Genomic DNA, 11,052 nt, shown 5'->3' with positions numbered 1-11,052 from the left:
CGCCGCGGCTTCAGGCAAAACGCGTTCTGGTTTTGAAGGCGGGTGCCGGCGAGGGTCGATGGACGAAAGCGGCGCGGGTCGGCGCAAGGAAGACCATATCGACATCGTGCTCGCGGGCGGGCGTGTGGCCTCGCGCTTGGATGCGGGCTTCGACCGGGTGCGCTTCGTCCATTGCGCGTTGCCGGAACTCGACCTCGACGCCATCGACCTTTCGACGCGCTTCCTCGGCCGCCCCCTGAAGGCGCCCTTCCTCATCTCCGCCATGACCGGTGGGCCGGCGCGGGCGGAATCCATCAATGCCCATCTGGCCGAGGCCGCGCAGGCGCTGGGCATCGCGCTGGGCGTCGGCTCCCAGCGCATCGCAATCGAGGACGGTTCGGCCGGAGGCCTCGGTGCGGACCTGCGGCGGCGGGCGCCGGACATCGCGCTGTTCGCCAATCTCGGTGCCGCCCAGCTTCTGGCCGCGGGGGGGCTGGATGCCGCTCGTCGCGCGGTGGAGATGATCGGGGCGGATGCCCTCGTCATCCATCTCAACCCGTTGCAGGAGGCGATCCAGCAGGGCGGCGACCGGGACTGGCGCGGCGTGCTTGACCGCATCGGCTCGCTCTGCGCCAGCCTGTCCGCGCCGGTAGTGGTGAAGGAGGTGGGCTTCGGCCTGTCCGGCGCCGTGGCGCGGCGGCTGGCGGACTGCGGCGTTGCGGCGCTGGACGTGGCCGGGGCGGGGGGCACCAATTGGGCGCTGGTGGAGGGCGAGCGCGGCACCGGGCGCAGCCGCGCCGTCGCCACCGCCTTCGCCGACTGGGGCATTCCCACCGCCCAGGCGGTAGTCGAGGTGCGGGCGGCCTGCCCGGACCTTCCCCTCATCGCCTCCGGTGGCGTGCGGCACGGGGTGGATGCAGCCAAGGCCATCCGGCTCGGCGCCGACCTCGTGGGTCAGGCGGCGGGCACCCTCAAGGCTGCCATCACCTCAACCGAGGCGGTGGTGGAGCATTTTTCGCAGATGGCGGACCAACTGCGCATCGCCTGCTTCGCCACCGGGGCGGCGGACCTTGACGCGCTGCGCCGTGTGCCGCTCGCCACGATGGATTGAACATTTTCAATTGGCCCAGTGATCCATCCAGATCTTCTCGCCGATGGTGCACGAGACCCGTGGTTCCTTCGCGGCCGCGCGCTGGACGAGGCCGGGGCCGGGCGGCGGCACCACGCCGGCCACCTCCATCACCAGCTTGGTCTTGATTGCGCGGGCAAACTCTTCCGTATGCTGCACCGGAATGACGAAAGCGCCCGGGCCGCCGATGACGCAATCCTCATAATAGGCATCCAGCTCCGGCACATCGAGGGCGGAGGAGGCGCCGCGCTTCAGCAGCAACGGCAGGCCGTTCACGGTGATGCCCCGCTGCACCACGGCATCGCGCGCCAGGGCCACCGGCGGACCCTGATTGTTCACGCCGTCGCCGGACACGTCGATGACGCGCCGCAAGCCCTTGTAGCCGTTGAGGTCGAACTGGTCGGCGCTGAACAGAAGGGCGCTCGATATGGAGGTTCGGTACACCCGCCGCAGCGGCGCGCCCAGCACCGCGTCGGCGAAGGCCTTGGCGGTCTGCGGGCCGTCGATGATGCGCCAGTCCACCACCACCTTCTGCTCGCCGTCGCCGGCCCATTCCACGTATTCCACCGCGATGCGACCCGAAGGGCCGAGGCGCAGGGCATCGAGGAATTCGCGGGAAACTACCGCCGAAGCATAGCCCTCGCGCTGGAGGGCCTGCTCTTCCGTATCCATGGAATAGGAAACGTCCACGGCGAGGACGAGTTCGAGATCCACGTCCATACCGCTGTTGCCGGCGCGGGCCGACGCGATGCCGGCAAGGACGAGAAACGCGAGACCCAGAACGAGGCTGCCTGAAGCCGGGGACCGGGACCAGAAGCGGCGCGAAAACATGGTTTTCTCTCCCGATGGGAAAGCGCGGCATCACGTCACACGGATGCTGACACCTTCCATCGGGGTCGAAAAGAGTTTAGCCGCCTGTTTTTCGCTCACGATTTAGGGCGGAAGCGTTGCGATTGCTCGCTTCCACCCGCAAGGCAAAACTGTCGTTGTTCTGTCACAACAGCTTAGCGGCACCTGCGCTGCACAAAATTGGCGCATGCACTCAGGCGTCGAGGGGCTCGGTGTCCACAATCTCGATGCCGAAGCCGGCGAGGCCCACATAGGTGCGGGACTTGGAGGCCAGCAGGCGAATCGAGACGATGCCGAGGTCGCGCAGGATCTGGGCGCCGAGGCCGACCTCACGCCAGTGGCGGTCACGCTCGATCTCGCTGGACGACTTTTCCCCGCCATGGCCCATGGCGACGGCGGGCACGCCGGCGGTGCCGTCGCGCAGATAGACCAGCACGCCGCGGCCTTCCGCCTCGATGCGCTCCAGCGCCCGCTGGATGGTCTTGCCGCCCCCGAAGGCGTCGGCGATGGGATCGGCGCGGTGCAGGCGCACCAGCACCTTCTCGCCGTCGCCGATGCGGCCCTTGACCAGCGCCAGGTGGTTCACCGGATCAAACGGCGTCACATAGGAAAAGCCCTGCAGCTCGCCGACGCAGGTGGGCACGGGAAATTCCGCCGCACGCGTCACCAGCTTCTCGCGGGCCTGCCGGTAGGAGATGAGGTCCGCCACCGAGATGCGGGTGAGGCCGTGCTTCTCGGAAAAGGCGGTGACCTGCGGGCCGCGCTGCACGGTGCCGTCGTCGTTCACCAGCTCGGCGATGACGCCCACCGGCGGCACGCCCGCGAGCCGGCACAGGTCCACGGCCGCCTCGGTGTGGCCCGAGCGCATGAGCACGCCGCCTTCCTTGGCAATGAGCGGGAACACGTGGCCCGGCCGCACGAAATCGGCCGCGCCCATGTTGGGATTGGCCAGCGCCCGCACGGTGTTGGTGCGCTCTTCCGCCGAGATGCCTGTGGTGGTGCCGTGCTTCACGTCAATAGAGATGGTGAAGGCGGTGCCCATGGGCGCATCGTTGTTCGACACCATGGGATCGAGCCGCAGCCGCTTGGCCTCGGACGGGGGCAGGGGCGTGCAGACGATGCCGGAGGTGTTGCGGATGACGAAAGCCATCTTCTCCGGCGTGGCGAGGGAAGCGGCGAGGATGAGATCGCCTTCGTTCTCGCGATCATCGTCGTCGGTGACGACCACGATCTCTCCCCGCGCGAACGCTTCGATGGCGGACTGGACGCGGGCCTGGGTATTATCGGTCACGGCTAAACCTCGGATACTGGGCGCGGGAAGCCCGAGGAAATCGTTCGGCGTGACCTCGTGTCCCGTGGCCTGCGCGATCTTCTCGGCGGTCTCGCGGGAAATCCAGGCGCGGTCGTCGTTGCACAGGGCCGTGACGCTGGCAGGCGACATGCCCACCTGCTTCGCAAAGGCGCTACGCTTCGTTCCGGTCGCTGAAAGCCATTCCGCGAGCTTCATGCCGGCAGCATAACGCGGGAAAATTCAGTGACAATGAAAAAATTTCAGCATTCACGTTCGCTGAATTTTGCGGTTGGCAAAAAGGCTGCCGGGGAGGCAGCCTTTCCGTCTCGTTGAGTGATGGGTAATCACATGGCGGTCGTGCTGAAGGGCGGTACGCCATAATAATCCGACACCCGCCGCCCGTTGTCCGGGCTCCAGTCGTATTCGTCGGACGGATTGTATTTCGGCGCGTTTTCGATCTGCTCGCGCGAGAGGTTCACCCGGAAGCCGCCGACCGCTTCGTCATAGGTCAGGGTCTGCCACGGCACGGGATAATAATCCTCGCCGATGCCGAGGAAGCCGCCGAAGCTGAGCACGGCGTAGGACACCCGGCCGCTGCTCTTTTCCAGAATCAGCCGCTCGACCGAACCGATCTTCTGGTCCTGCGGATCGTAGACAGAGGTCCCCACCACCATGTCGCTGGCGACGAGGCTGGAGGTTTCCTTGATGTTGGGGTTCTGCACGTTGGTCTGCATTCGCCTAACCTCCCGAAAGAAGACATATGCAGACCGAACGCAGGGGCGCCCATTACGTTCCCACGCCCCGAAAATACTACCTGTCTGAAGGCCTATACAGTCATGCTTCAGCACAGGGTGCCGCTCACCCCTTGAATGGCCAGGCCACGCTTTCGCCCACCTGCCCGCGGTGGCGCAGGAAATGGTCGGCGAGCACGCACCACATCATGGCCTCGCCCACCGGCACCGCGCGGATGCCGACGCAGGGGTCGTGACGGCCCTTGGTGAAGATCTCCGTCTCCTGGCCGGTGCGGTCCACGGTCTGGCGGGGGGTGAGGATGGAGGAGGTGGGCTTCAGCGCGAACCGGGCCACGATGGGCGCCCCGGTGGCGATGCCGCCGAGGATGCCGCCGGCATGGTTGGAGAGGAATTGCGGACGGCCCTCGTTGCCGAGGCGCATCTCGTCGGCATTCTCCTCGCCGGTGAGCTGGGCGGCGTTGAAGCCCTCGCCGATCTCCACACCCTTGGCCGCGTTGATGCCGAGCAGGGCGCTGGCGAGGTCGGCGTCGAGCTTGCCGTAGAGCGGCGCGCCGAGGCCCGCCGGAACGCCTTCCGCCACCAGTTCCACCACCGCGCCGATGGAGGAGCCGGCCTTGCGGACTGCATCCAGATACTCTTCCCAGAGTGGCACCGTCTTGGGGTCAGGGCAGAAGAACGGGTTGTTGGGGACCTCGTTCCAGTCCCAGCGGCTGCGGTCGATCTCGATCTCGCCGATGCGCACCACTGCCCCGCGCACGGTGACGCCCGGCAGAACCTTGGCGGCGATGGCGCCGGCAGCGACCCGCGTCGCCGTCTCCCGTGCCGAGGAGCGCCCGCCGCCGCGATGGTCGCGGATGCCGTACTTGATGTCGTAGGTGAAATCCGCATGCCCCGGCCGGTAGGCACCGGCGATGTCGGCATAATCCTTGGAGCGCTGGTCCACGTTCTCGATCAGCAGCGCGATGGGCGTGCCGGTGGTGACGAGGCCGCCTTCGGGATGCTCCAGCGTGCCGGAGAGCACCTTCACCTGGTCCGGCTCGCGCCGCTGCGTGGTGAAGCGCGACTGGCCGGGCCGCCGCCGGTCGAGGGCGGCCTGCACATCCTCAAGGGTGAAGCGCAGGTTGGGCGGGCAGCCGTCCACCACGCAGCCGATGGCCGCCCCGTGGCTTTCGCCGAAGGTGGTGACCCGAAACAGATGCCCGAACGTGTTGAACGACATGACGCGACAAAACCCCTCACTCGTCCCGGCTCAATAAACGAGGATCACGCGAGAGGAAACTCAAGTCTCGGTTCATCGCGTCCACCGTCCGGCCCAAGTTCGGCGCGGAACCTGCTTTAGGGCGCAGGACAACCGTGTTTGCGAAATCGTGGCGTCAAATGTGGCCAGCCTGTCACACAGGCATGCGCAGATGTGCTATGAGGAGCGCCGACGGAGAATTTTCTACCCCGCCATGCCTTTGCTCGAAATCCTGATCGTCCTTTTCCTGGTGTTGCTCAATGCCGTTCTCGCCGCAGCGGAATTGTCCATCGTCTCGTCGCGCCCGGCGCGGCTGAAGACCTTCGCCGACAAGGGCCGCCGCGGGGCGATTGCCGCGCTGAGGCTGGGGGAAGATCCCGGCCGCTTCCTCTCGACGGTCCAGATCGGCATTACACTTATCGGTATTCTCGCCGGCGCCTTTTCCGGTGCGAGCCTGGGTGAAGCCTTCAGCGGATTCCTGCGCGACTCCGGCATGCCGGACAGCTTCGCCCAGCCCATCGGCTATACGGTGGTGGTGGCCGCCATTACCTATGTGTCGCTGGTGATCGGCGAGCTCATCCCGAAGCGGCTGGCCCTGCAGAATCCGGAGCCGCTGGCCTGCATCCTGGCGCCGCTGATGGTCACCCTCTCCAAGGTGTCGCTGCCGGCGGTGTGGCTGCTCGACAAGTCGACGCGGCTGGTGCTGCGGCTGCTGGGCGAGCGCGGCTCCAGCTCCAGCGCGGTCACCGATGAGGAGATCCGCGCCATCATCACCGAGGCCGAGACCGCCGGTGTCATCGATCCCGCCGAGCGGCGCATGATCGCCGGCGTGATGCGTCTCGCCGACCGGCCCGTCACCGCCATCATGACGCCGCGTCCCGACGTGGAATGGGTGGACATTTCCAAGGATGCGGAAGAGGTACGCCAGGTGCTCCTCGACACCCCCCATTCGCGCCTGCCCGCCTGCGAGGGTTCGCCGGAGGAGACCATCGGCGTCATCCAGGCCAAGCGCGTGCTGGATGCCTATCTGAAGGGCGAGCGGCCCGATCCCCGCCAGTTCGTCCAGCAGGTGCCGTTCATCGTGGAGAACGTGGGAGCGCTGGAAGCCATGCGCATCCTGCGCGGCGCCGAGGTGCCCATGGGCATCGTGGTGGACGAGTATGGCGACATGGCCGGCGTCGTCACCGGCTACGACCTGCTCCTCGCCATCACCGGCTCGGTGGATGCGCCCGAGTACAACGAGGCCCGCAACGTGGTCGAGCGGCAGGACGGCAGCTATCTGGTGGCCGGCGAAACGCCCATCGACGAACTGCGCGACCTGCTCGACGTGGGCTTCCCGGTGGACGACGGCTACCACACGGTGGCGGGCTTCGCCCTCTCGCACATCAAGGAACTGCCACAGGAAGGCGCCGTGTTCACCGCGCTGGGCTGGCGCTTCGAGATCGTGGACATGGACGGCCGGCGCATCGACAAGCTGCTGGTGTCCCGTCCCCACGTTCTCCACCGGCAGAAGGCCGCCGGGGAAGCCTGACGACCCTCGCCAAAGCGACCCTCGCCCGCCCGGGGCGAGGGCAGCGCAGGCGACCTCAGTCGCGCCGGGCGAGGGAGCGCAGGAAGCCCTCGTATTCCTCGGTCAGCTCCATATCCACGCCGAACGCATTCTTCAGCAGGATGTTGGCGATGAAGGGCTGGTCGTTGCGCTTCTCTTCCAGGGTCTCGCGCAGCACCGGCACGGTGTCCTCGATGTGCTTGAGGAAGGCGATGCCCTTCTCCAGGGTCTCGTTCCACTTGGCGCGATGCCAGATCGCCAGCGGGTACATGATCTCGTGGACGAAGTTGGACTTACGCGCCTTCTCGAAGAAGCGCAGGCCCGCGCTCCAGTTCTCCTTGGCGCGCAGCGGCGGCGGCGGGATGTCGCCCAAAAGCATCTTCTTGCCGGCCTGGCCGACGAAGTCTTCCAGCGTGATCGGCGTGTCGATCTGGGTGCGGAAGTGCCAGAGCGCGAAATTGCCCGGATATTCCTTGCCCATCATGTCGATGAGGGCGGCTTCCACCTTGTCCACAGCGGCTTTGTCGCCTTTCAGCGCCGCCGTCATGCAGAAGGCGAAGACCGCGTCGTTGGCCACATTGTGCACGCCGCCATTGGCGAGCTGGGCGGGGGTCAGGGCGGGGGTCTTGCCGTCGGCCGGAACGGTGGTCTCGCCGGCGCGCAGGTCGGTGATGAACTTGGTGATTTCGAGCCAGCCCATGTAGTTGGCGATGAAGGCGTCGGGGTCCACGTGCACGATGGCGAGGTTGAGCGGCATCTTCCGCTTTTGCAGTTCGGCCATGTCGGTCATGAAAGGGTCCCCCGGGGCTCGGGTCAAAAAGGCATGAAGGAAAGGCGGGAGCGTCGCGTTCACGACAACGCCGCCGGGCGTACCGGTTTGACGCAGCAAGAAAAATGCCAAAGGAGAGGGGGCCTGGAGCCGTGCGTGCGGAGCTTTTAGTCCGCCACTTCGAAGCCGCCGGGGGTGACCACGTAAATCGCGCCCTGGCGCACCGGCAGGATGGCGGCCTCGCCTTCCGGCATGCCGGCCTTCACGTGCAGCAGCGCCCGGATGACACCGCCGTGGGTGACGATGACCGCGTCATCCGCGATCTCGTCACAGGCCGCGTTCACCCGCTCGCACAGGTCGCCGTAGCTTTCGCCGCCGGGCGGGGTGAAATTCCACGGGTCGAGGTCGCGCTTGCGCACGTTGAGCTGGTCGCGGCGGCGCAGTTCGGGCCAGGTCTGGCCTTCCCACTGGCCGAACGAGATTTCGGCAAGGCGCGGGTCGGTGGGGAATTCGCTTGCGGGCAGATCGAGGCAGGTGCGCAGGATGCGCATGGTCTCCACCGCCCGCGACAGCGGGCTGGAGACATAGGCCAACGCCCTGGGGTCGCCGGCGAGCTGGGGCAGCACGCGGCCGACACGTCCGGCCTGGATGCGGCCAAGGGCGTTGAGGGGCACGTCGCGGCGGCCCTGCAGGCGACCGACCACGTTCCAGTCGGTCTCGCCGTGGCGCACCAGGAAGAAGCGTCGGTTGGTGCTCATGGGAGGCGTACCGGCGCGCGGCTGGGACCGAAAAGTCGACGCGCCGCCCTGAAGATGGTCACCGCGGGGGTACCGCAATGACGTGGTCATACCAGGCGCCGCGCGGGGGATAGGTCACCCGGAGCGCGATCTGCGATCCCGGCGTGGCCTTGCCCTTGAAGCTGACCACCAGCCCCTTTGCCGGCCGGCCGAGGCAGAGCGTGGTGGCGCCGCCGTCGATGGCGCGCGCGGTGAAGCTGCCGTAGCGGATAAACACCTGCCCGCCGGGCGGGGCCGACAGCACCCTGATGGTGGGCACCTGGGTCTGCTGGCAGTTGAAATCCGCCGTGCCGGCCGCAAACAGGGCGCTGCGGGTGCCGGAGCCGCCGACCAGGAAGGCGGTGCCGTACTCGCTGGGCGTCACATAATCGGGGAAGACCGCGCCGCCGGGGCCGAAGATGCGGTCCCGAAGCGGGTATTCCTGCAGCGTCGGCGGGCTCTGCGCGAAACCCTCGCCGGAGAAGGCCACAAGGCCGGCCGAAACCGCCAGGGCGGACAGGGCGGCGCGAAGGACGATCGCCGGCATGGGGTTCTCCTGATGGCGCGCGGGTGCGCGGGTTTGCGATCTCACTCGCGGACGAGGGCGAGGTCGGGCGCGTCCGGGTGCTTCATGCCGACGATATGATATCCGGCGTCCACATGGTGCACTTCGCCGGTCACACCGCGCGACAAATCGGACACGAGATAGACGCCGGTGTCGCCCACCTCGTCGGTGGTGACGGTGCGGCGCAGCGGGGAATTCAGCTCGTTCCACTTGAGGATGTAGCGGAAATCACCGATCCCCGAGGCCGCCAGCGTCTTGATGGGGCCGGCGGAGATGGCGTTGACGCGGATCGCCTTGGGGCCGAGGTCGGCGGCCAGGTAGCGCACGCTCGCCTCCAGCGCCGCCTTGGCAACGCCCATGACGTTGTAGTGCGGCATCCACTTTTCCGCACCGTAATAGGTGAGGGTGAGCAGGGAGCCGCCATTGGTCATCAGCTTCTCCGCCCGCTGGGCCACGGCGGTGAAGGAGTAGCAGGAGATGAACATGGTCTTGGTGAAATTGTCAGCCGAGGTGTCCACATAGCGGCCGTCCAGCTCGTCCTTGTTGGAGAAGGCGATGCAGTGGACCACGAAATCCAGCGTGCCGAAGAGCCGTTCGGTCTCGGCGAAGACGGCGTCCAGGGTCTCCGGCTCGGTCACGTCACAATGGCCGACCAGATGGCCGCCCAGCTCGGCCGCCAGCGGCTCCACCCGCTTCTTCAACGCTTCGCCCTGATAGGTGAGGGCGAGCTCGGCGCCGTGGGCACGGGCGGACTTGGCGATGCCGTAGGCGATGGATCGATTATTGGCGACACCGAGAATCAGCCCGCGCTTGCCCTTCAGGAGACCGCTCGCGAAACCGTCCGTCGCCATTGACCCAACTCCACATGCTTCAAGCCATTGATGCCCCATGGCGCGGGCAAAGGCACGCTCCATGGGGCGCGCTTCCTATGGCATGGGGCCATCCACCGTTCAAGCGAGGCCGGCGCACTCTGCCTCTTGCGCCGCGCAATAGGGGGCGCTATACGCAGCGCCTCTGGATCGGAGTGTAGCGCAGTCTGGTAGCGCACCACGTTCGGGACGTGGGGGTCGCAGGTTCAAATCCTGCCACTCCGACCAGCTGATCGACTGGCTCGGAACACTGGTTCCGCCGTCGTTCAACCCACGTCATCCCCCCTTAGATTTCGCGTTGAGCCGCCGCTTCGGTGGGGGTGAGCCTTTTCGGTTCAAGGAATCACGCGGGCGACACGCGAATCGGTCCCGGAGGGGATTTATCCGCACGCATCCCATCGATCGATCCTCGCCGCCTCAATCCAATCGCGCTGATGCCTTGCGCGATCATGCGAATCACGCTTGCCCTGTGGACCGGACAAGGGACCTTCGGCCGGGTGTGCCCCCCGCGTTTGGCGAAGTGGCCTTAGGATCGCGCACATGTGGAGCCTCTTCAGCCGGCCCGAGTTGAAGTTTCGTGTGGCGAAGTTTCGTGTGGATCGCCTCGTCAGCCTGGGCGCCCTGTGCGAGGCCGCCTTCCAGCTCCGGCGTCTCGCGCGGTCGGATCGGGCCTATCCGTTTGATTGGTGGATCACCCCGCTCGCGGCCGTAGCGCCGGTGCTCGAGGCCGGTGCGGGGGCGGTGTTCGCGCGGGAGCGGATCGTCAAGGTCGCCGACTACGATGGCGCGCCGGCACTCTATTCCCGTCTGAGCGGCACCGTGCATCTGCACGAATTTCCCGCCGGAACCGACATTCTCGCGCTGGATGAAGCGGAGATCGCCGCCCGCCTTGTGCCGAAATACGACGCCTTGCATGGGCGCATGGAGCGAGAGGCGGCGCAGGGCACCACTTTGTTCGTGCGCCAATGCCTGCCGGGGCACGATCCGCAGGGCGAGGCGCTGGAGGAGGCCGTCGATGGGCTTTACGCGGCGTTGTCACGCCTTGCCTGTGCCCCGCTTCTGCTGTTGCTGGATTATGAGCCCGTGCGCCCGCGTCCCTGGCTGATCACCGCGCGGGTGCCGGCCTGTCGCGACCACAATGACCTCGGCTCACGCCGGGGCTGGAACCAGATCTTCCGCAAAGCTGGCATCGCCGTTGGGCGCAGCGGCGGGCGGTTCGGCTTCAATGACCTCGTGGAGACCTTCGCCAGCGCGACGAAAACAAAAACGAAATCCAAGAGATAGGGC

At 66.8% G+C, this 11,052-nt stretch carries 11 protein-coding genes and 1 tRNA gene; 4 read left to right on the top strand and 8 right to left on the bottom strand.

The annotated features are described in order from the left end of the window. Window positions 1-58 precede the first annotated feature (58 nt). Window positions 59-1,090 carry a type 2 isopentenyl-diphosphate Delta-isomerase gene (gene fni, locus V5F66_RS05820; RefSeq protein ID WP_394093443.1) on the top strand — a complete coding sequence of 344 codons (1,032 nt, stop codon included), beginning with the start codon at window positions 59-61 and terminating at the stop codon, window positions 1,088-1,090. A gap of 6 nt (window positions 1,091-1,096) precedes the next feature. Here fni and V5F66_RS05815 read toward each other — a convergent pair whose 3' ends face one another. The 4 genes from V5F66_RS05815 to aroC form a co-directional block, all read right to left on the bottom strand. Further along, window positions 1,097-1,939 carry a DUF1194 domain-containing protein gene (locus V5F66_RS05815; RefSeq protein ID WP_012116103.1) on the bottom strand — a complete coding sequence of 281 codons (843 nt, stop codon included), beginning with the start codon at window positions 1,937-1,939 and terminating at the stop codon, window positions 1,097-1,099. A gap of 211 nt (window positions 1,940-2,150) precedes the next feature. After that, a complete protein-coding gene (ribB, locus tag V5F66_RS05810; RefSeq protein ID WP_012116104.1) occupies window positions 2,151-3,464 on the bottom strand; it encodes a 3,4-dihydroxy-2-butanone-4-phosphate synthase in 1,314 nt (437 codons plus the stop codon). A gap of 128 nt (window positions 3,465-3,592) precedes the next feature. Further along, window positions 3,593-3,982: a PRC-barrel domain-containing protein gene (locus tag V5F66_RS05805; protein ID WP_394093442.1), complete on the bottom strand. Its 390-nt coding sequence runs from the start codon at window positions 3,980-3,982 to the stop codon at window positions 3,593-3,595. Between the two features lie 124 nt (window positions 3,983-4,106). Continuing rightward, the gene (gene aroC, locus V5F66_RS05800; protein ID WP_012116106.1) at window positions 4,107-5,219 is read right to left on the bottom strand and encodes a chorismate synthase; all 1,113 of its coding nucleotides are present in this window, start codon (window positions 5,217-5,219) and stop codon (window positions 4,107-4,109) included. A gap of 232 nt (window positions 5,220-5,451) precedes the next feature. Between aroC and V5F66_RS05795 the strand changes: the two genes are divergently transcribed. Further along, window positions 5,452-6,768, top strand: coding sequence for a hemolysin family protein (locus V5F66_RS05795; protein WP_041576032.1), 1,317 nt, complete (start codon window positions 5,452-5,454; stop codon window positions 6,766-6,768). 55 nt (window positions 6,769-6,823) lie between these two features. Here the strand turns inward: V5F66_RS05795 and V5F66_RS05790 are convergent, their stop codons facing one another. From V5F66_RS05790 to fabI, 4 genes are all read right to left on the bottom strand, one after another. Further along, the gene (locus tag V5F66_RS05790) at window positions 6,824-7,576 is read right to left on the bottom strand and encodes a hypothetical protein (RefSeq protein ID WP_012116108.1); all 753 of its coding nucleotides are present in this window, start codon (window positions 7,574-7,576) and stop codon (window positions 6,824-6,826) included. A 146-nt stretch (window positions 7,577-7,722) separates the two neighbouring features. Beyond that, window positions 7,723-8,313, bottom strand: a complete 591-nt coding sequence (locus V5F66_RS05785; protein ID WP_012116109.1) for a histidine phosphatase family protein — start codon at window positions 8,311-8,313, stop codon at window positions 7,723-7,725. 58 nt (window positions 8,314-8,371) lie between these two features. Next, window positions 8,372-8,878: a hypothetical protein gene (locus V5F66_RS05780; protein WP_394051189.1), complete on the bottom strand. Its 507-nt coding sequence runs from the start codon at window positions 8,876-8,878 to the stop codon at window positions 8,372-8,374. A gap of 41 nt (window positions 8,879-8,919) precedes the next feature. Continuing rightward, a complete protein-coding gene (gene fabI / locus V5F66_RS05775; protein ID WP_012116111.1) occupies window positions 8,920-9,747 on the bottom strand; it encodes an enoyl-ACP reductase FabI in 828 nt (275 codons plus the stop codon). A gap of 169 nt (window positions 9,748-9,916) precedes the next feature. Here fabI and V5F66_RS05770 point away from each other — a divergent pair. Beyond that, a tRNA-Pro gene (locus V5F66_RS05770) sits at window positions 9,917-9,993 on the top strand. Window positions 9,994-10,344: 351 nt separating this feature from the next. Next, window positions 10,345-11,049, top strand: a complete 705-nt coding sequence (locus tag V5F66_RS05765; RefSeq protein ID WP_394093441.1) for a DUF1796 family putative cysteine peptidase — start codon at window positions 10,345-10,347, stop codon at window positions 11,047-11,049. Window positions 11,050-11,052 lie beyond the last annotated feature (3 nt).

Origin of the sequence: Xanthobacter versatilis, from assembly GCF_043193975.1 — a bacterium.
Lineage (GTDB): Bacteria > Pseudomonadota > Alphaproteobacteria > Rhizobiales > Xanthobacteraceae > Xanthobacter > Xanthobacter autotrophicus_E.
This window is presented reverse-complemented; position numbering and strand designations above follow the sequence as displayed.